Annotated in this window: 20 protein-coding genes and 1 rRNA gene; 4 read left to right on the top strand and 17 right to left on the bottom strand. The window is 42.8% G+C overall.

Annotated elements, in window-relative coordinates:
* Positions 1–129: 129 nt before the first annotated feature.
* From BUA78_RS17875 to BUA78_RS17815, 13 genes are all read right to left on the bottom strand, one after another.
* Positions 130–1029 carry a GGDEF domain-containing protein gene (locus BUA78_RS17875; protein ID WP_175549072.1) on the bottom strand — a complete coding sequence of 300 codons (900 nt, stop codon included), beginning with the start codon at positions 1027–1029 and terminating at the stop codon, positions 130–132.
* A 660-nt stretch (positions 1030–1689) separates the two neighbouring features.
* The gene (locus BUA78_RS17870) at positions 1690–2589 is read right to left on the bottom strand and encodes a GGDEF domain-containing protein (RefSeq protein WP_072917279.1); all 900 of its coding nucleotides are present in this window, start codon (positions 2587–2589) and stop codon (positions 1690–1692) included.
* Between the two features lie 604 nt (positions 2590–3193).
* The gene (locus tag BUA78_RS17860) at positions 3194–3730 is read right to left on the bottom strand and encodes a methylated-DNA--[protein]-cysteine S-methyltransferase (RefSeq protein ID WP_072917274.1); all 537 of its coding nucleotides are present in this window, start codon (positions 3728–3730) and stop codon (positions 3194–3196) included.
* A 17-nt stretch (positions 3731–3747) separates the two neighbouring features.
* Complete coding sequence (locus BUA78_RS17855; protein WP_072917306.1) at positions 3748–4656, bottom strand: DMT family transporter; 909 nt, start codon at positions 4654–4656, stop codon at positions 3748–3750.
* A 141-nt stretch (positions 4657–4797) separates the two neighbouring features.
* Complete coding sequence (locus BUA78_RS17850) at positions 4798–5451, bottom strand: DVU0298 family protein (RefSeq protein WP_072917271.1); 654 nt, start codon at positions 5449–5451, stop codon at positions 4798–4800.
* A gap of 147 nt (positions 5452–5598) precedes the next feature.
* On the bottom strand, positions 5599–5736 hold the full coding sequence (locus tag BUA78_RS20360; protein WP_175549071.1) for a hypothetical protein: 138 nt from the start codon (positions 5734–5736) through the stop codon (positions 5599–5601).
* 277 nt (positions 5737–6013) lie between these two features.
* The gene (locus tag BUA78_RS17845) at positions 6014–6721 is read right to left on the bottom strand and encodes an ABC transporter ATP-binding protein (protein WP_072917301.1); all 708 of its coding nucleotides are present in this window, start codon (positions 6719–6721) and stop codon (positions 6014–6016) included.
* A complete protein-coding gene (locus BUA78_RS17840) occupies positions 6714–7493 on the bottom strand; it encodes an ABC transporter ATP-binding protein (protein WP_072917269.1) in 780 nt (259 codons plus the stop codon). The genes BUA78_RS17845 and BUA78_RS17840 overlap by 8 nt, the downstream gene beginning before the upstream one ends.
* Complete coding sequence (locus BUA78_RS17835; protein ID WP_072917266.1) at positions 7494–8555, bottom strand: branched-chain amino acid ABC transporter permease; 1062 nt, start codon at positions 8553–8555, stop codon at positions 7494–7496.
* Between the two features lie 2 nt (positions 8556–8557).
* Positions 8558–9445, bottom strand: coding sequence for a branched-chain amino acid ABC transporter permease (locus tag BUA78_RS17830; RefSeq protein WP_072917303.1), 888 nt, complete (start codon positions 9443–9445; stop codon positions 8558–8560).
* Positions 9446–9564: 119 nt separating this feature from the next.
* Complete coding sequence (locus tag BUA78_RS17825) at positions 9565–10740, bottom strand: ABC transporter substrate-binding protein (protein ID WP_072917299.1); 1176 nt, start codon at positions 10738–10740, stop codon at positions 9565–9567.
* A 407-nt stretch (positions 10741–11147) separates the two neighbouring features.
* The gene (locus BUA78_RS17820; protein WP_072917264.1) at positions 11148–11981 is read right to left on the bottom strand and encodes a hypothetical protein; all 834 of its coding nucleotides are present in this window, start codon (positions 11979–11981) and stop codon (positions 11148–11150) included.
* A 187-nt stretch (positions 11982–12168) separates the two neighbouring features.
* On the bottom strand, positions 12169–12360 hold the full coding sequence (locus BUA78_RS17815) for a 4Fe-4S binding protein (RefSeq protein ID WP_072917261.1): 192 nt from the start codon (positions 12358–12360) through the stop codon (positions 12169–12171).
* A 310-nt stretch (positions 12361–12670) separates the two neighbouring features.
* On the opposite strand from BUA78_RS17815, the gene BUA78_RS17810 reads away from it, so the two are divergent.
* Entirely contained in the window at positions 12671–13855 is a 1185-nt protein-coding gene (locus BUA78_RS17810) for a THUMP domain-containing class I SAM-dependent RNA methyltransferase (RefSeq protein ID WP_072917260.1), read from the top strand.
* Positions 13856–14133: 278 nt separating this feature from the next.
* Positions 14134–15474, top strand: coding sequence for a hydroxylamine reductase (gene hcp, locus BUA78_RS17805; RefSeq protein ID WP_072917257.1), 1341 nt, complete (start codon positions 14134–14136; stop codon positions 15472–15474).
* A gap of 78 nt (positions 15475–15552) precedes the next feature.
* On the opposite strand, the gene BUA78_RS17800 is transcribed toward hcp, so the two are convergent.
* From BUA78_RS17800 to BUA78_RS17790, 3 genes are read right to left on the bottom strand one after another with little or no spacing between them, the layout of a single operon-like run.
* Positions 15553–15705 carry a rubredoxin gene (locus tag BUA78_RS17800; protein ID WP_072917256.1) on the bottom strand — a complete coding sequence of 51 codons (153 nt, stop codon included), beginning with the start codon at positions 15703–15705 and terminating at the stop codon, positions 15553–15555.
* 58 nt (positions 15706–15763) lie between these two features.
* Positions 15764–16288, bottom strand: a complete 525-nt coding sequence (locus BUA78_RS17795; RefSeq protein ID WP_072917253.1) for a ferritin family protein — start codon at positions 16286–16288, stop codon at positions 15764–15766.
* A 2-nt stretch (positions 16289–16290) separates the two neighbouring features.
* Positions 16291–17502: an anaerobic nitric oxide reductase flavorubredoxin gene (locus tag BUA78_RS17790; protein ID WP_072917251.1), complete on the bottom strand. Its 1212-nt coding sequence runs from the start codon at positions 17500–17502 to the stop codon at positions 16291–16293.
* 223 nt (positions 17503–17725) lie between these two features.
* On the opposite strand from BUA78_RS17790, the gene BUA78_RS17785 reads away from it, so the two are divergent.
* Positions 17726–18292 (top strand): HPP family protein, encoded by a 567-nt coding sequence (locus tag BUA78_RS17785; protein WP_072917249.1) that lies wholly within the window; start codon positions 17726–17728, stop codon positions 18290–18292.
* A 126-nt stretch (positions 18293–18418) separates the two neighbouring features.
* On the top strand, positions 18419–19522 hold the full coding sequence (ychF, locus tag BUA78_RS17780) for a redox-regulated ATPase YchF (protein WP_072917248.1): 1104 nt from the start codon (positions 18419–18421) through the stop codon (positions 19520–19522).
* Positions 19523–19665: 143 nt separating this feature from the next.
* On the opposite strand, the gene rrf is transcribed toward ychF, so the two are convergent.
* A 5S ribosomal RNA gene (rrf, locus tag BUA78_RS17775) occupies positions 19666–19782 on the bottom strand.
* Positions 19783–19793: the final 11 nt, after the last annotated feature.

Here is a 19793-nt window from a genome sequence, read left to right as displayed (position 1 = left end):
GCTTCCTTACCCTGAAAAATGTAAGTCAAATGTTACTGGTTTGACATAATTACCGCCAAGCAAGGAGAAATTTCTAGAGCAGAGGCAACTCTTGCTAAAAACGATAGCTCCTAGCACGAGTTGCCTCCGTTACTCTATGTGGGAAGAAACGGTCCTGTTTCTGCCGTTTTTTTTCGCCTGATATAAATTCCTGTCCACAGCCTGCAAAACTTCGTGGTAATTTTTGATTCCTGGTTCTAGGGTGTAATTGCCGACACTTACTGTTACCCAGATGGTCAGGTCATTATGTTTTATTGGCTTATTTGCCAGAGCCAAGCGAATTTTTTCTGAAATCTTATAGGCCACATCTTGATTTGCATCCATTAATACGATTAGGAATTCCTCTCCACCATATCTGGCAACCCAATCATAATTTTTCCTTATTTTTGATTCCATTGTCTTACACAACTCTTTTATCACGGTATCACCGACAATATGTCCATGGTTGTCATTAATCTCTTTGAAGTAGTCAATGTCCAGCATAATAACAGAAAGTTTCTTCTGATTGAGTATGGCAGTATAGATATCTGCCGGAAGTCTTTCATTTATATATCTTCGGTTATACATACCGGTTAGCTCATCGGTAACACTCTTTTCATTAAGCTCTGCTATAATATTATTTGTTTCTTTTATGCCTTTTTCTTTTAAAATAGTGATAGCTCCTGTTTCCGTTATATCCTTAAGCATCTCAACAACATAATTATCTTCTCCAAGTTTAATCGGACTGGCAATAATCAGAAATAACTTACCATCATTGCATTCAACTTTTATAAAGGTATCATTTTCGTTCATAGCTCTGGCAGATACACAGTTGTTACATTGCACCCCGGTTTTCCAGAAATCATAGCAAATAGACCCCTGACCACATTCTGTCATCTCCTTATAGTCAACAACCCGCTTTTTAACCGGATCAACAACCCTAATAATATCAAACAGTTTCTGGAATTTTGACATTACATTTATTACATCTTGTATCTCAAGATGATCCAAACTCACACTTCCTTTCCGCCAGAAAAACAACCTCCACTCAAGCCAATCCATGATTGTACTATCTATGCTAGACGTTATCAATAGCTAAATATCAATATAAATATAGATTTCAAACCATTTTAAAAATAGATTAAAAAATAGCATACTCGATTTTCGTATTTATAACTACGCTTATTTTGCTTTTATGCATCCCCTTTTTTGCTATTCACTTTATGTGTCAAAAAAGGAGCGAATTCCAGAAAAAATCATCTAAAACCATTAGTGTACCTTCTGGTCTAGAAATTCTAAAAGACCTGCTAAGTCAAGTCAATACTATGGTTGCGGTATAAATAGGGCACAACGCCTGCCAATGAGTTCTTGTTGCTAGCCATGGGCCTTTAACCTCAACAAACTCCACAACAAGATTCAATCTCAGCGCTGCGGAAGCCATTTGCATATTCCTAAAGCATCCTGATTCCCAAATAGAACTTTTTTCACAGGGGAAGGCCCTTCCCTTGCTTTGCTGTACCCAAAAGGAATTGCAAATGGAGATATCTTCCTTCTCCCCTGGCCTTTTCCTTGAAAAAAAGGGCCTATCGCCTTACGTTTTACTCATAAACGTTTTGCGACAGGCCTGGTTATTCTATGTGGCAGTAAGAAATATCCCCATACGAAAACTAACTACAAGCAGTAGGAAGAAACCGTCCTGTTTCTTCCGTTTTTTTTCGCCTTATATAAATTTTTATCAACAGCCTGCAAAACCTCGTGGTAATTTTTAACCCCTGGTTCTACGGTATAATTGCCGGCACTTACTGTTACCCAGATGGTAAGGTCGTTATGTTTTATTGGTTTATTTGCCAGGGCTAAGCGAATTTTTTCTGAAATCTTATAGGCCACACCTTGGTTTGCATCCATTAATACGATTAGGAATTCCTCTCCACCATATCTAGCAATCCAATCATAGTTTTTTCTTATTTTTGATTTCATTGTCTTACACAGCTCTTTTATTACTGTATCACCGACAATATGTCCATGGGTGTCATTAATCACCTTGAAGTAGTCAATGTCCAGCATAATAACAGAGAGTTCCTTTTGATTAAGCATGGCGTTATAAATATCCGTTGGAAGTTTTTCATTGATATATCTTCGGTTATATATGCCAGTGAGTTCGTCTGTAACACTCTTTTCATTAAGTTCAGCTATAATACTGTTTGTTTCCATGATGCCTTTTTCTTTTAAAATAGTAATAACTTCAGTGTCAGTTATATCTTTAAACATCTCAACAATATAGCTAGTTCCGCCAATCTTAACCGGACTTGCCATAACTAAAAATGTCTTATTATCATTGTATTCAATTTTAATAAAGGTATCATTTTCAGTCATAGCTCTTACGGAAACACAATTATTGCATTGCATCCCCGTTTTCCAGAAATCATAGCAAATGGAACCCTGTCCACATTCTCCTCTCTCATCATAGTCAACAACCCGCTTTTTAACAGGATCAACCACCCTGACAATATCAAATAAATTATGAAATTTTGATATTACATTTATTAAATCTTGTATCCTAAAATGGTCCAAGCCCACACTTCCCCTCACAACCAAAAACAACCCTTAACTTAATCTGATCCATCATAATGCATAATTGTTATTCCATATTTTGTTATTCAATATAAATAACTTACTATAAATACAAAATGCCAAATTATATTAAAAAACAAGAACTAAAAACAACGTACTTGATTTTGTATTTTACAACAACGCTCATTTTTCATATATCCTCTTTTTGCTATTTAATCTATAATAAATCTTTTTCAAATAATATCTTCTCTGTAAATACATTGAATACGGAAAAAAGTGATTCTGGTTGGCTACAGAATCTTTGGTTTGTAGCAAGAGAGAGTCCCTTTTACTAAGCACATTTCTGAACACTCCCCATAACTATTTAATTTCTATTTTATCAGCTGTCTCTGAACAATTTCTGAACAAAACAAAGACCGGTTGGTGGTTGGCAGAAAATCAGGACACTGTGAAAAACGAAGCTATGGGCTACCTGTGTATTTTGATTATAAAAGGTATGGATTTTGTCAAATTCGCAACTTGAGTAAAGTAAGAAACCTGTGACTATTTGATATCACAGGTTAGGCTATAGATAAATGTAGTTGTTGGCAATCTGAACCACAGATTATTTTCTGTTGTCTGTCCGATAGTCTATGTTTTCCAATTGCAGTAGCTTTTCTTTCCACCCTAAACCCGAACCAAAACCACCCAGCCCCTGGTTGTGGGCCAACACTCGGTGACAAGGAATCACCAATGGCCAGGGGTTGGCACCCACTGCACCACCTACTGCCCTGGCGCCCTTGGGGTTCCCTACCAAAGCTGCGACGGCCCCGTAGCTGAGGGCTTTTCCATAGGGGATGGTCGCCACTACTTTTAATACTCTTTGTTGGAAAGGGGTCACGCGGGCCCAGGAAAGGGGAATCTCAAAGGCTACCCTTTGACCTGCAAAGTAGCGAACAACCTGTTCTGCTAACTGTTGTTCTACGGGACCGGCTGGTTGACCTGGCAGCGGGGAAAGTAGGAGATCTGTTTTAACATACTCCCCCAGAGTACTGAGCGCTTCCAGACCCGTTGTATGCGGTAGTGTTAGTCCCGCTAACAATTCATTTTCCCAGGCTGCGGCAACATAACCCCAGGAAGTATTAATGATCTGAACTTTCACAGGATTAATTACCTCCCTCACTCACTAGAACGATCAAGCGGCTCTGATTTTCGCTGGGAGATAATAAATATGTACAATCCAGCCAGGATAATGAGTCCCCCAACCATTTGCATCATACTAGGAATCTCGTAAAAGATTATACAGGCCAGCAGGGTAGCCCCCACCGGCTCACCCAGAGTACTAACGGAAACAACTGCCGCCTTGACATATTTTAATGCCCAATTATAAAGGGTGTGTCCGAAAATGGTGGGAAACACCGCCAGACAAAAAAACCATAGCCAGGTTTCCGCTGGATAAGGGTAAAAGACTTCCCGGTTAATTACATTAATGATCAGTAACAGTACGGTGGCTGCTCCGTAAACCAAAAAGGTATAGGGAAAAAGAGACATTCTGGCACGCAGATTTCTGCCAATTAAAACATAAGCCGCAACAAATATGGCCCCGGTAAAGGCTAGTAAATCACCCCAGAGGGCCTGCCCGCCAATGCGAAAGTCGTTAATGCCAATCAGGACACTACCTGCCAGGGCCAGCATGGCTCCCAGCAGTCCCCACCTGCCCACCCGTTCCCGGTACAGAAAATAACCGCCACTAATAACAAAAAGTGGTTGCATGGCTACTAATACAGTAGAACTGGCAATGGAAGTATAGTTTAGGGACGTGATCCAAACGGCAAAATGCAGGGCAAGAAAAATTCCTGCTAAACAGGCTAGGGCTAGGTCCCTTTTGTTAATGCTCCTAACTTCCCGGGCACCGGTAAGATACGTGGGTGTGGCCAATAACAGTACCGTAAGGCCTAGTCTGTAAGCCGCAATAATTAACGGCGGAGCTTCAGCTAATTTGGTAAAAATACTTGACGTACTAACTGCCACTACTCCCAATAAAACCACAAGGTACGGGTTTACTCTCGGTTGATTAGAGCTCTGCATTCCTTTCACTCCTGTCATTCCATTGATTAGTTGTTCTGCAAAAAGAAAACCAATTCCTGCTTTAACTGCTGCCAAAGAAATTAGATCCCCTTTGCTAAGCTTGGTGATTTTAAAAAAATATAAACCGAGGTTTCCCCCGGTTTATATTTCACCTACAATTCTGGCAACGGCATCCTGTACCAATTGCCAAACGCTCTTCATGACAACTTGATCTTTTTCATAAACTTCAATTTCAGTCATGTCTGGGTCTAGGCCTTTTAAATCTGGCAGAGCCTCCACCGCCGTTTTTCCAATGCGCCCCAGAGCTTGGGCGGCGTACCCTCTTACCTCCGGTCGACGATGCACTAGAAATTCCCTTAGTAACGGGATAAAGGATTGTACCAAGTCGGGTCGCTGACCACCCACCCGCCCCAGGGCCCAGGCTATGCCCCGGTGAAATATTTCCTCCTCAGAGGCATGTACCACAATAGACACGTATTCCTTTAATAACTCCGGATTGCGGGCAATGATCTCCCCAATAGCCTCCGGGGCACTCCAACTGGCAGAACCCGACTCGTCATTCATCGACCAAAGGAGCCTGCGCAGCAGCTCTCGTACAGTCTCCGGGTCATTCTTTACCATCTCTTCGCTAATCTGGCCTAAGCCCTGGATAGCCTGCCACCTAGCCGCACCATAGGGATGATACAACAGCCTGAACAAATATTTAACCATGCCAGGATTTTGCAGTACTCTGGCAGCCAACTCTGGATAGTTATTCTCCGTAAGATATAGTTCCACTTCTTGTTTTAACTTCATCATCTCACCCCAGTTTCCCTATTTGGGATGACTTCATTGTATCACGATTTTCCCCAACCAATTATGAAATAACCCTTGCCATGTCTTACAAAACTATGCCAGCTCACATAACAAAGCAGAGGAATTAAGCTCCTCTGCTTAAAAAACCTAAGCCATCGGGGTTCCCTGGGCATAATCATCACCAGGGTCGTAACCATAAAGTCGTTCCTCTGAGGATGCTTTGGTTATTTGCCGGGCAATTTTCTCTGCTTCGGGTCTGTTAATAGTACCTTTGTTTTTAGTCACCCGGAACCCTCCTTTGCAATAGGCTTAGACTTATTTTATCACGCTGCCAAGCAGATCATGTGCCTTGATTACTGGTGATATTTAATGTATTTGTAACAATTATGTAACGTCCCTGTGATTCTTTTAGCGTATATTGTTAGTGAAAGCAACAACTACCCTCCTCTATCTGGGTTCCTGGAAAGGAACCCCTTTTTTTGGGGCTATTCGCCTTGAACCAATGCCTACAACAAGAAAGCGGCTAAAGATCCCTTTCGGAGTCTTAGCCGCTTTGTTACTCTTAGGCTTTGCCCAGATATGCTCTTTTCACCTCATCGTTGGCTGCCAGTTCTTTGCCGGGTCCTTGCAGTACAATGTTACCCGTTTCCAAGACATAACCATAGTCAGCCACCTGAAGGGCTGCGGTAGCATTCTGTTCAATCAGCAGGATCGTCATGCCCTGACTGTAAATCTCTTTGATAATCCTAAATACTTCTTTAACCAATAAAGGAGCTAACCCCAGCGATGGCTCATCCATCATCAGAACGGCCGGACGAGACATTAAGGCTCTGCCGATAGCCAGCATTTGCTGCTCACCACCAGAAAGGGTCCCGGCTGCCTGCCACTCCCTTTCTTTTAAGCGGGGAAACATTTCATAAATTCTTTGGATATCTTTTTTAATCCCGTCTTTATCGTTACGGGCAAAGGCACCCATATTGATGTTTTCTAATACAGTTAAGTTGGCAAAAATACGCCTTCCCTCAGGTACCAGGGTGATACCCTTTTTGACAATGTCCGCTGTCTTGGTTTTGGTGATATCCTCCCCATGGAAGGTAATCTTCCCCTGGGTCGGCTGTACCAGGCTGCTGATAGCACGCAGGGTGGTACTTTTACCCGCCCCATTGGCACCAACCAAGGTTACTATTTTGTTTTCCGGGACTTCCATGGTAATGCCCTTGAGGGCATGAATACCACCGTAATATACATGCAAATCTTCAATTTTAAGCAATTTCATCCACCGCCCCAAGATATGCTTCGATGACCTGCTGATTATTTTGAATTTCTGTGGGTGTGCCCTGGGCAATGGTTACGCCGTGATCTAGCACCACAATATGCTCACAAATGCCCATAACAACTTCCATATGGTGTTCTATCATGAGAACGGTTAAGCCAAACTGCTCTCTAATCTTTGCAATAAACTCCATAAGTTCCAGGGACTCCTGAGGATTCATCCCCGCTGCCGGCTCATCCAACAAAATCACCTGAGGTTGGGTTGCCAAAGCCCGGGCAATTTCTAAGCGGCGCTGCTTCCCATAGGGCAGGGAGGTGGCTTTTTCATCAGCTAGATCCGCCAATTGAACTTGATCCAGGAGTTCCATACATTCTTCATAATGACGTTTTCTGGCCTTGGAATAACGGGGCAACCCCAAAATAGCTTCCAAAGGATTCGCCTTAAGGCGCACATGCTTGCTGAGCAGTACATTTTCCAGCACCGACATGCTGGAAAAGAGGCGAATGTTTTGAAAGGTTCGGGCAATACCTAATTCGGTAATTTGGTTGGGTTTTAGCCCTGTAATATCCTTTCCATCAAAGCTAATTTTACCCAGGGTAGGCTTATAGACACCGGTGATCATGTTAAAGGCCGTTGTCTTGCCGGCACCGTTAGGGCCTATTAGTCCAACAATTTGGCGTGGGGCTATTTGCAAAGCCAAATCAGACACCGCCCGCAAACCACCAAACTGCATGGTAATGTTGTCCGTCACTAAAAGAGAATTCCCCATCTAAGCCACACCCCTTTCCTTGCGGCGAGCTACCCCTAACTTATCGAGTATCCAATCCCAGTTAAACTCCCGTGTCCCCATCAGTCCTTGCCGGTAGAACAGGATAACCATCAGCAATAACAGAGAGAAAATAACCATCCGCATGCCGGGGATACCGGGAATGATCAGACCAAATAGATTGATCGGTTGTTCTACAAAGCGTAAGAACTCCATCGACACCGTTACCACAACCCCGGCAATAACCGAGCCGGTTAGGCTACCTAAACCACCTAGCACAATAATGAGCAGGATTTGGAAGGTAAAGAGGAATCTAAACATGGTGGGGTCCACCGAGGTAATTAAGTGGCCCATGAGCGCTCCTGCCAGACCGGCAAAAAAAGCTCCCACGGTAAAGGACAGTAGCTTATGTTTAAAGACATCAATGCCCATCGCTTCGGCGGCAATTTCATTATCCCGAATGGCTTTAAAGGCATAGCCCCAACTACTATTGATAAGTTGTTTTAAGATCCAAATAGTGGCAATGGCAAAGCCCCAGTAAATCCAAAGACTCTTAATAGATGGAATATCTTTGAGGCCCAGGGAACCGTTGGTAATCGTAATGGTATTGGTAACAATGATCCGAATGATTTCACCAAAACCCAGGGTCGCAATGGCTAAATAATCATCTCTTAGGCGCAGGGCCGGGAAACCAATTAAAAAGCCAAAGAAAGCAGCAACTACACCTGCCATAACGATGGCTGGAAATACAGGCCAATGAACATTGGCTAAGGGTGGGATAATCGGCTCCATGTAATAAATCAGTTCTTTACTGGCCGGAGACATGGTTAAAATAGCGGAAACATAGGCACCTACACACATAAATCCGGCATGTCCCAGGGAAAACATGCCCGTAAAGCCCAGTACCAGGTTCATACTGGCTCCCAGAATAACAAAAATTGCAGCTAAGTTTAGGATACGGATATTAAAGCTGGATAAAAAACCTTGGGCAAAAAAGAGTACGAGACAGCTGAGAAGTATTAATCCGAGGGTTAAAAGTCTTTTTATATTTTGTCTACTGTCCATGGCTACACCTTCTCTACAACATTTTCACCCAGAATACCGGTGGGTTTAAATAGTAAGATGAAAATTAGAATAACAAAGGCAAAGGCATCCCGGTACCCGGAAAGCTCGGGCATAAAGGCCACCAAGAAAACTTCGCCCATGCCAAGGATAAAGCCACCCAACATCGCTCCTGGGATACTGCCGATTCCCCCCATAACCGCTGCAATAAAGCATTTTAAGCCGGGAAATACACCCATTAAGGGATCGATCTGGGGGTACTGTAAACTATATAATATGCCGCCCACAGCAGCTAGACTGGAACCAACCAAAAAGGTGGTGCTCACTACTTTATTCACATCAACAGCCATTAGCGAAGCCGTTTCAAAGTCCCTTGACACAGCACGCATGGCTGTACCTGTCTTTGTTTTATTAACCATATAGGTAACTGCCACTAAAAGAAGGAGAGTGACGATAGGAATAATAACGGTTAAGGATAAGAAGGAGATATCACCCAGCTTAATATTCCAAACCAGTTCTTCCGGACGAGGAAAAGATTTGGGACGGGCACCAATGGCCACAATACCTAGATTTTCAAGTAAAAAAGAAACACCAATGGCTGAAATTAAAACAGAAATTCTTGGCGCATTTCGCAAAGGGCGGTAAGCAATCTTTTCAATACTAACTCCTAAGAGAGCGGTTAGGGCGATGGCAATCAGGAAGGAAAACCACCAAGGCAGGGCAAAAACCATGATGCCATAAAAAGCAATATAGCCTGCCACCATTAAAAGATCGGCGTGTGCAAAGTTGATTAACCGTAAGATACCATAAACCATGGTATACCCAATGGCAATGAGTGCATATAGACTGCCCAAAGAAATGCCGTTTGCTAAAGTTTGTAGATATAATTCCATGTTATAACCCCTTCCAAGACACTTGCCTAGTTCTTTGGGTACAAGTTCCAATTGATTGGCTATAATTGCGGACTCCCCCCCTGTGGGCAGGAGGGGAGTCGGTAACTAATCTTACCTACTTATTTAGGATCAACCTTACCTTCGTAGACGAAATTACCATCTGCTACCTTTTTAATGATAGCCGTCTTGGTGGCATCACCGTTGGTATCCAGAGTGATCAGACCAGTGGCACCCTCAAAGTCCTTAGTACCTGCCAGAGCGTCACGGATAGCCTTAGGATCAGCAGAGTTAGCCTTCTTCATAGCATCCAGGGCTAAGATGTAAGAATCAAAACCAAGGGCGCCAAAGGCGTTAACTTGCTTGCCAGCGTAAGCCTTTTCATACTCTTCTTTGAACTTCTTGGACATTTCGGTTACCGGCTGAGTGGAATCAAAGTGGGTGCTGAAATAAACATCTTTAGTGTTCTTAACGCGATTGAGGAATTCTTCAGATTCCCAAGTATCGCCACCCAGAATGGGGCAGGTAATGCCCAGTTCACGGGCCTTTTCTACCAGGATGCCGGATTCGGTAAAGTTACCGGGGGCAAAAATAACATCGGGTTTCTTATCTTTGATAGCGGTTAACTGAGAAGAAAAGTCTTTGTCACCGGTATTGTAGTTAACTTTTGCTACAATGGCATCTTCACCGGCTAATTTCTTAAAGGACTTTTCAAAGTAGTTGTTCAGGCCAACGGAATAATCTTGCTGTACGTCTTGAATAATAGCGGCTTTCTTAGCACCTAATTTATCAAAAGCGTAGTTTGCCATAACAGTACCTTGGAAGGGGTCAATAAAGCAAACGCGGAAGTAATAGTCGTTACCCAGGGTAACAGCAGGGTTCGTGGGGGAACAACCAATGACAGGAATCCCAGCATCTTTGGCAATGGGGCCACCGGCCATGGATAAGGAACTGCCATAGCTACCAATAATTACATTTACTTTGTCCTTGCTGACCAGTCTCTCAACAGCGTTAGCAGCTTCTTGCTTTTCGCTCTTGTTGTCAACAATTACTAACTCTACCTTTTTACCTAACACCTCAGGGAACAACTGGTTAGCTAGTTTAATACCTTCAACGGTCATTTCTCCACCAGCTGCATTGGTACCGGTCAGGGGCTCATATACGCCAATCTTGATTACATCGGAAGCAGCATCTTGAGCGGCATCTTTCTTCTCTCCGCCGCCACCTCCGCAGCCTGCCAGTGCAAATGCGGCAACCAGCAGTAGGGTAATTACCGTAACATACTTTTTCTTAAACATGGTTCCTCCGTTAACCTCCCCTAAATATATATGAGATTCATACCCTTCCATCTGTCTTCTCTCGGTGGATATACATCTCTATACTGTATACTATATTCTTTTACGTCAATTAGCAATTAAAAATTTGTCCATATGGACAGTTTTTTGTGATTCTTGCCATTGTACCTACAATTACACCAGCCGCAGACAAGATTTTAATGGACATTTGTCACTTGACAACATACACTGCGTACAAATTTTTAATCATTTAATTAATTCAATATGATCTTAATTGTCTGAAAATAACTTGGTAGAAAAGATTTCCTTTAGCAAATCTTTAGAGCCCCTTATAATCCATCATCTCTAGGTCAAAGCAAGCACAAATTACCAAAAGGCCTGGCTTTAGCCAGACCTCTCGCTCACTTACCTTATTTGCCAATTCCCAAAATTTTCCCAATGCTGCTAAAACCAAACCCCAATTTGCCTTTGTTTTTCATTTTTTTACTAACCTTTGTATTATCCCGAGCCATTTTCACCACAGCCCACTTGGTATCCTTAATTTCCTCAGTTAGCCTCTCTAATTTTTTATTTACTGCTTCTAACTTATCATCAGTACCCTTGTTTAGATCCGATAGCTTATTCATATCGGGAAGCATCTCTTTAATTTCGGAAACTATCTTCACCGTATCGTCCGTTACTTTTTGCGGCATAACCACCAACGCGTCTACCACCTTTTCCATTTTGGTAGACATGTTCTTGAGCGTTTCCAAATGTTCAATAGCCATTGTATTGTATTTTAGGGCATTGCGGTCCGCCTGTTCTTCCATATGCTGCAGAAACTTTTGCTCAAAGTTATTTAAGTACTGTATTAATGTGTTGGCCAACCCCGCTGCGGTATCCTCTTGGATTCGTAAGACAATGTCTTTGCCGGGATTAGGATCTAAAGAATCCTTGACTTTGGTTCTCATATCGGATTTCACTAAACTCAATCTCTTTTTAGGCTGAGTTTCCCCGATCTTTTCCTTTTTCTCCTGGCTAGCGGCAATTTCTTGGTTGGCTAATTCAATTCCTTTTTTTTCAGCTTCCAGGGAGTCCCTAATGGCCAATAACTCTTCTAACTTCAGTAGATATGTTGGACCACCAGGTCCCTTTCTGTCTAACTCGACGTCTTTAAACAGCCCCTGGCTAAACCATTTACTAATGATACTTATTGGCACCCTTAATAGTTCTGCTCCTTCAGAAAATGTAATTTTTTTTCCCAATTCAAGGCACCCCTTTTTATGATTTGTCTTGTTAAATTATACCAGTAAAATATTAACAATTGTAGCATTTTATTCCGACACCAATCCTACTGGGTTGCCATGGAGTGTGGTTAATGTGTGATTTTCTGATACAAACAAATAAAAACCGTCAGTTATCTTAACTGACGGTTTTTATTCGTTGATACTATTACATTTCAGTAATGGTGTAGCATTCGTTGGGACAGGTAGCTACACAGGTTTCACAACCCATGCACTCTTCAGCTTCACCGGTGATGTCAGCTTTGCCGTCATCAACCATTCCCAGGATACCAGCAGGGCAAGCATCTGCACAAGCGCCACAGCCGTCACACTTATCTCTGTCAATAGCTACTAAATACATGATTTCAGTTCCTCCCTTTGATTTTTTGTGCCCAGTTAGACAACCAGTTGGGCTAATTTAATTATGCTAGAACCTCTCGCGAGATTCAATACATAAATACAAATTTTTCTCTGAAAAACTTATATTGAACAATTTTTCTTATGCTATTATCCTTTAAAATTGAAATTTCACTGTATTGTTTAAAAAGTATCGTCTTAGCATATCAAAAAGTTTACGATCCAATATGCCAAAAAATTAACTTGCCTTGATAAATAAGACCCAGACGTGGTACATTATCACTTAGTGGAAAAACATTACATGTGGGGTACCTATGACCAAAAAAATTGAACTTATTGCGACCGCTACCTTTGGCTTAGAGGCCGTTGTGGCCCATGAAGTGAAAAAGCTTGGCTATGAAACTACCGTAGAAAATGGCAGGGTAACCTTCCTTGGGGATGAAGCAGCGATTTGCCGGACCAACCTTTGGCTGCGCTCGGCAGACCGAGTCCTGGTAAAAATGGGTGAATTTAAAGCCACTACCTTCGAGGAGTTATTCCAGCAAACCAAGGCATTACCCTGGCCAGATTGGTTACCCGAGGACGCTAACTTTCCTGTGGAAGGAAAATCAATCAAGTCTCAGTTACACAGCGTACCAGACTGCCAGGCCATTGTAAAAAAAGCCATTGTAGAAAAAATGAAGCAGCGTTATAAAAAAGATTGGTTTGAAGAAACCGGTCCACGCTACACCATCGAAGTAGCTTTGCTCAAAGACATGGTTACTCTGACCATTGATACCAGTGGAGCAGGTTTACATAAAAGGGGATACCGCAAATTATCCTCTCAGGCCCCTTTAAAGGAGACCCTTGCTGCCGGACTTTTGTCCATTGCCCGCTGGTATCCAGACCGAGTGTTATTGGACCCCTTTTGCGGTTCTGGCACCATTGCCATTGAGGCAGCCCTCATCGGGCACAATATTGCCCCCGGTATTAACCGAAATTTCGCCGCAGAAGCCTGGCCCATCCTGGCCAAAGATTTATGGGTTAAGGCCCGGAAAGAAGCTCTGGAATCCGAGATTCGTGATAATAAACTGCGCATTTACGGCACCGATATCAGTGATGAAGTGTTAAGCCTGGCTCGTTATCATGCAAAGCAGGCTAGTGTGGAAGATTCCATCCACTTTCAACGAGTACCCGTAGCTAAGGTGCGCAGTAAACAAAAATATGGTTTCATCATTACCAACCCTCCCTATGGACAACGGTTAGGTGAACTTGCCGAGGTAAAAAAACTCACCGAAGAGTTAAGTCAGACCTACGGTTCTTTGGATCATTGGTCATGCTTTGTTATCTCTTCCTTCGAGGAGTTTGAGCGGTATTTCGGAAAACCTGCAGATAAAAAACGTAAGCTTTATAACGGTCGGGTAGAATGTAACTATTATCAATACATTGGCCCTCGCCCGCCTCGTCCGAAACGAATTGAAGAAGGAACTCTAACGCCAAGTGAACCTGTGGGAGAATAGCAGGTTTCTCAAAAACCCTGGCGATTCATGACCCCCTACGGGGTCATTTTGTTTGCTCTTTAAAGCCACTGGCTCAAGGCCAAAGACCATTATTTTTGTTTTAAAAGAACCTTCATTAATTTAGTCAAAACTAACACTCCCCCTGTGAGTAATATCACAGCTCCTACATGACTACAGTCACATCCTGCAGCCTTGTCTTTCGGTATGATACTATCAGACAACAAAAGCGGCCCAATAACGGCCGAACAAAATACTAGACAAAATAGGAGGATGAAAATATGTTTTGCTACCAGTGTGAACAAACCCCTAAAGGCGGTTGCACCAAAATTGGTGTATGCGGCAAAGATGAAAATATCGCCAGCTTACAAGATACCATTATTTTTGGTCTAAAAGGTGTAGCAGCTTACGCCTACCATGCCAGAGAGCTGGGCTACACTGATCCTGAAATCAATAAGATTATGGAAGAAGCTCTGTTCTCCACTCTGACCAACGTTAGCTTTAACCTGGATGAAACTATTAAAATGGCTCTTAATGTAGGTACTGCCACTGTGAAGGCTATGGATTTATTGGATAAAGCCCATCTGGACACCCTGGGCATTCCTTCCCCCGTGGCTGTTACTAACGATAAAGTAGAAGGCAAGTGCATCCTGGTTACCGGTCACGACCTACTGGCTTTAAAAGAACTGCTTAAACAAACCGAAGGCAAAGGCATTAATATTTACACCCACTCCGAAATGCTGCCTGCCCACGGTTACCCTGAGTTGAATAAGTTCAAACACCTGAAGGGTAATGTTGGTAAAGCCTGGTATGATCAAAGACAGGTATTCGAAGCTTTTCCCGGTGCCATCCTGGCCACCACCAACTGCATTATGCCCATTAGAGGCAATGCCACCTACGCTGACCGTATGTTCTGCTACGGCATCACCGGTCTGGAAGGTGTACAAATGATTGAAGGTCTGGATTTTGCTCCTGTTATTGAAAAAGCTCTTTCTCTGCCCGGCGCTCCTGCTGATGGCCTGTGGAAGAAAATAGTTACCAAAATTAACGGTTCCTCCGAAGAAACTCAAACCTTTACCACTGGTTTTCACCACTTGAATGTGCTCCCTCTTGCTCCTCAAATTGTGGAAGCTGTCAAAGCAGGTAAAATCAAGCGTTTCTTCGTCATTGCCGGCTGTGATGCTCCTACCAAGGGCAGAGATTACTACAGAGAACTAGCTCTGACTATTCCCAAGGATTGCGTAATCCTGACCACTTCTTGCGGTAAGTTTCGGTTTAATGACGTTGACTTCGGTACGATCGAAGGAACTGGCATTCCCCGTTTCTTAGACTTAGGCCAGTGCAACAACTCGGGTTCTGCCGTTAAGATCGCTCTGGCTTTGGCTGAAGCCTTCAACTGCGGTGTTAATGATCTACCTCTAACCATTGTACTGTCCTGGTTTGAGCAGAAGGCTGTAGCCATCCTCTTAGGCCTCTTTAGCCTAGGTGTTAAGAACATGTACGTTGGTCCCAGCGCCCCGGCCTTCCTGGCTCCCGGCGTGGTGGAAGTTCTCCAAAACGCTTTTGGCTTGCAGCTCATTAGTGGTGATGCTAAGGCTGATCTCGCTAAAATGCTGGGCTAATCCCAGCTCTCCAATTTCACTAAAAAGGCTTGCGACTTTGTGGTCGCAAGCCTCTTTCTTTTCAACTTAGTTGATACGTTATTCAACCTTGGTAAAGGCATCTTTGCCTAAGCCACATTCAGGACAAACATAGTCCTCTGGCAGATCCTCAAAGGCAGTACCAGCCGGAATGTCTCCTTCTCCTTTGGCGGGGTCGTAGATATAGCCGCAAACACATTCATACTTGGACATAATACACTCTCCTCCCTTATATTTAAATAGTTCTTTACTAGGGGGATTTTATTTATATTTATCCCCTAGCCACAGTATTACCATTTTTATGGTAATACTTACATCCATCTGGACAGATTTCATACATCGTATCCCGCAGTTCCAACAGGTGCATTTGTTCACTTTCAATTAAATGGAGCAAAATATTCTTCGCTTCGTTAGAAACACACCTTTGTAGAAACTCATGGTACAGTAGAATGCCATCCTTCTTCGCTTCAATACCTATCTCAAAGGCCTCCCGGGGATTTATAGCTGTAAATATTTTAGTATCATCATGAGGGAAATTCAATTCATCTCCCAGGGCACATAAATAACAGTAGGTCTTTTCATCAAGATTTATCTGCCCTTTGGTAGCTTCTATTTGCGCCACCTTAAGAAGAGCACGCCGCTCCTCCTCTTCTTCCTCCGCTAGGCGGTGAAAGATCTCTCGAGCAATGGGATCCTCGGCATTCTCCTTCATCTTTCTATAGTATTGCACCCCTTTCTCACTATTACCAGCCGCTAATTCAACGATAGTAGAAAGGTTCAGGCAGTTTTCACTCATTGTTATTTCACCGTCCGTTCCGGTGCGATAAATGATTTTATCTTCGCAGCAAACTCCTCCCCAAAGAGGATACATTCTTCTAGTTCTTCTCCGGTGGGATCCCAAAGGAATTTCTTTGGCTCCTGCACAATCTCAAAACCGGAGTTCTTCAGCCACTCTTCAATAATCTTTGTCGCTTCACCGCTCCAACCATAGGAGCCAAAGGTAGCCGCTATTTTTTCTTTAAACTTGAGACCCTTAATAATTTCTAGGATAGCAGCCATCGAGGAAAGAATACCGTTATTAATGGTAGAACTTCCTACAATAATTCCCTTGGACCGGAACACTTCCGTAATAATGTCATTCTTATCAAATTTGGCGGTGTTAATTACTTTGGCTGGTACACCCTGGCTCTCTAAACCACGGGCTATAGCCAGCGCCATTTTCTTGGTGGCACCCCACATAGTATCATATAAAATTGTCACCGAACCATCATGATAATTGCTGGCCCATGCCTCATATTGTTCAACAATTTGCATTGGGTTATCTCGCCAGATAACACCATGACTGGGAGCAATCATGTCTATGGGCAGATTTAAAGCTTTTAATTCATTAATTTTGGCTTTCACCAATTTGTTAAAAGGTGTAATAATGTTGGCGTAATACTTTGTTGCCTCATAATATAATTCTCCCTGGTTCACTTGATCATTAAAATAATAGGGTGAGACCAGGTGTTGTCCAAAGGGATCGTTCGATAGAAGAAGATTTGCTCCTTGGACATACGTCATCATAGTATCCGGCCAGTGCAGCATGGGCGCTTCGACAAACACTAATTTATATTGCCCCAGATCCACACTGTCACCCGTTTTCACCGTTTGGAAGTTCCAATCTTGATGATAATGCTTCTTCATCATTTCGGCGCCTTTTTTGGTACAATAAATCGGGGTATTCGGTATTTTTTCCATCAAGTATAGCAAACTACCTGCATGATCCACTTCACAATGGTTAACCACAATTAAGTCGATTTTATCTAGGCCAAACATCTTGTCAATTTCCTCAACAAAACCTTCATGGTAAGGTGTCCAAACGGTATCGACTAAGGCAATTTTCTCATCTGCTATCATATAAGAATTGTAAGAAGAGCCCCGGTGGGTAGAATATTCATCCCCATGAAATTTTTTTAAATCCCAGTCCTTATAACCGACCCAATATATTTTGTCTTTAATTTGAAACATATCCTTCACCTCACATCTTATCATTCCCTAGCTCGGCAAACTTATCACGCAAATTTATGTTACATTAACTTCTGATTAGTTTACCATTTTTTCATTACAAAAATATGATAAATTTGTAAAATTTTTTGGATACTTATGGTCAGGCATATGACATCTAAACTGTGATAAGCATAACTGCTTATTATTTCAATCAATAGTAAACTACTTCTGGAGGTGCATAAGTTTGGCACAAAGCAAAACCCTTGAGGTAACAAAGCATTCTTCAGCACAAGAAAATCTTAAATCCTACATATGTAAAATGCGGGGAGGAAATTGCCCCGCCCATAAGACCGTTAACTTAAAAAGCCATCTACTAACTGCTGTTGGCAGTTTTTTGGGCATTAGCCTAATTGCCATCTTAAATACCTACTATAATATCCCCTTATTGGTTCCATCTTTAGGTGCCTCCGCGGTCCTACTGTATGCAGCCTGTCAGGTTCCAATGGCACAACCACGCAATGTCATAGGTGGTCATTTGGTATCCGCCACTGCAGGGGTTGTTGTTTATCAATGGCTAGGTAATCAATGGTGGACCATTGCCTTAGCAGTGACCTTGGCAATTTTTTTCATGAATATGACCCATACCCTGCACCCACCCGGGGGTGCCACCGCCTTTGTGGCCGTCTACACCGGTCAAAACTTTGACTATATTCTTTCACCGGTAGGATTGGGTGCCTTCCTGCTAGTACTGATCGCTGTTTTAGTTAATAACTGTTCTTCGCAAAGAAAATATCCACAATTTTGGTTTTAAAATCAGAATCCCCCACAGTGGTTAAACCGTGGGGGATTTAATCTGCTATTTTACTTGCCTTACCGGTTCTTAATCACTATACTTTTAAGGGTGTGCTAATTTAAATCATGCAAGGAGCGAAAAAGAATGTCTTTAAAATGCGGCATCGTTGGGTTACCCAATGTCGGAAAGTCTACCTTATTTAATGCCATTACCCAAGCAGGTGCTGAATCTGCCAACTATCCCTTTTGTACCATTGAACCAAACGTAGGAGTCGTAACTGTTCCGGATAATCGCTTAGACAAGCTAACAGAACTGGTAGTACCCAAAAAAACCGTTCCCACTACATTTGAATTTGTTGATATAGCAGGTTTAGTAAAAGGTGCCAGCCGTGGTGAGGGCTTAGGCAATAAATTCTTGTCTCATATTCGGGAAGTAGATGCAATCGCTCAGGTGGTTCGTTGCTTTATCGATGATGATATTACTCACGTGGCCGGGAAAGTGGATCCCCTTAACGATATCGAAGTCATTAACTTAGAACTCGTTTTAGCCGACCTAGAAAGCCTGGAACGCCGCCAGGAGCGTCTGTCCAGCAAACTCAAGTCCCAGGATAAGCAAGCTAAAATGGAATATCAATTAATCCAACGAATATTGGATGAAGCCCTGACCCAGGGTAAACCAGCTAGAAGCATTTCGTTTACTGATGAAGAAATGAAATTAGTAAGGTTCTTTCATCTATTAACAATTAAGCCAATCATCTATATAACCAATGTTGGAGAGAATGATTTGATTGATTTAGAAGAAAATGTATTTTTTCAACAGGTTAAGAGCCTTGCTGCCCTGGAGAACGCCACTGTGGTTCCTGTTTCTGCCAAATTGGAGTCTGAAATTGCTGAATTACAAGGGGACGAAAAACAATTGTTTCTGGAGGAGCTGGGACTAGAGGAATCTGGACTGGATAAATTAATTCGCGCCTCTTATGAACTACTAGGTCTACGCACCTATTTCACCGCCGGCGTGCAAGAAGTAAGAGCCTGGACGGTAACAGCAGACACCAAGGCTCCCCAAGCAGCTGGCGTTATTCATACCGACTTTGAACGTGGCTTTATTCGAGCTGAGGTTGTTTCTTATCAAGACTTGGTTACCTCCGGTTCTATGGTACAAGCCAAAGAGAGAGGCAAAGTACGTTTAGAAGGTAAAGAATATGTCGTGCAGGATGGAGATATCATGCACTTCCGATTTAATGTTTAATTGAATAATTTTTGTAGGGGCGACCTTTGGTCGTCCGTAGGACTGTGCTAACACCCCTGCGGACGACCAAAGGTCGCCCCTACGTTTTTAGGCAAAATAAAAAGCTCAGCAGTTATGCTTAACTGTGAGCCTTTTTAAAATTAATCTGGCGACGACCTACTCTCCCAGGGACTTGCGTCCCAAGTACCATCGGCCCTGAAGGGCTTAACTGCTGTGTTCGGGATGGGAACAGGTGTACCCCCTCCGGTATCGCCACCAGAAATCTTATGCT

It is taken from the genome of Desulforamulus aeronauticus DSM 10349 (assembly GCF_900142375.1).
GTDB classification, from domain to species: domain Bacteria; phylum Bacillota; class Desulfotomaculia; order Desulfotomaculales; family Desulfotomaculaceae; genus Desulfotomaculum; species Desulfotomaculum aeronauticum.
Note: the sequence above shows the minus strand (reverse complement) of the source record. Positions and strands in the feature narration are given on the sequence as shown.

Excerpts from the sequence above, each read along its gene's own strand:
- BUA78_RS17855 (WP_072917306.1), bottom strand. The coding sequence starts at position 4,656 with ATGCAGAGCTCTAATCAACCGAGAGTAAACCCGTACCTTGTGGTTTTA.
- BUA78_RS17850 (WP_072917271.1), bottom strand. The coding sequence starts at position 5,451 with ATGAAGTTAAAACAAGAAGTGGAACTATATCTTACGGAGAATAACTAT.
- BUA78_RS17840 (WP_072917269.1), bottom strand. The coding sequence starts at position 7,493 with ATGGGGAATTCTCTTTTAGTGACGGACAACATTACCATGCAGTTTGGT.
- BUA78_RS17835 (WP_072917266.1), bottom strand. The coding sequence starts at position 8,555 with ATGGACAGTAGACAAAATATAAAAAGACTTTTAACCCTCGGATTAATA.
- BUA78_RS17830 (WP_072917303.1), bottom strand. The coding sequence starts at position 9,445 with ATGGAATTATATCTACAAACTTTAGCAAACGGCATTTCTTTGGGCAGT.
- BUA78_RS17825 (WP_072917299.1), bottom strand. The coding sequence starts at position 10,740 with ATGTTTAAGAAAAAGTATGTTACGGTAATTACCCTACTGCTGGTTGCC.
- BUA78_RS17815 (WP_072917261.1), bottom strand. The coding sequence starts at position 12,360 with ATGTATTTAGTAGCTATTGACAGAGATAAGTGTGACGGCTGTGGCGCT.
- BUA78_RS17810 (WP_072917260.1), top strand. The coding sequence starts at position 12,671 with ATGACCAAAAAAATTGAACTTATTGCGACCGCTACCTTTGGCTTAGAG.
- hcp (WP_072917257.1), top strand. The coding sequence starts at position 14,134 with ATGTTTTGCTACCAGTGTGAACAAACCCCTAAAGGCGGTTGCACCAAA.
- BUA78_RS17800 (WP_072917256.1), bottom strand. The coding sequence starts at position 15,705 with ATGTCCAAGTATGAATGTGTTTGCGGCTATATCTACGACCCCGCCAAA.
- BUA78_RS17795 (WP_072917253.1), bottom strand. The coding sequence starts at position 16,288 with ATGAGTGAAAACTGCCTGAACCTTTCTACTATCGTTGAATTAGCGGCT.
- BUA78_RS17790 (WP_072917251.1), bottom strand. The coding sequence starts at position 17,502 with ATGTTTCAAATTAAAGACAAAATATATTGGGTCGGTTATAAGGACTGG.
- ychF (WP_072917248.1), top strand. The coding sequence starts at position 18,419 with ATGTCTTTAAAATGCGGCATCGTTGGGTTACCCAATGTCGGAAAGTCT.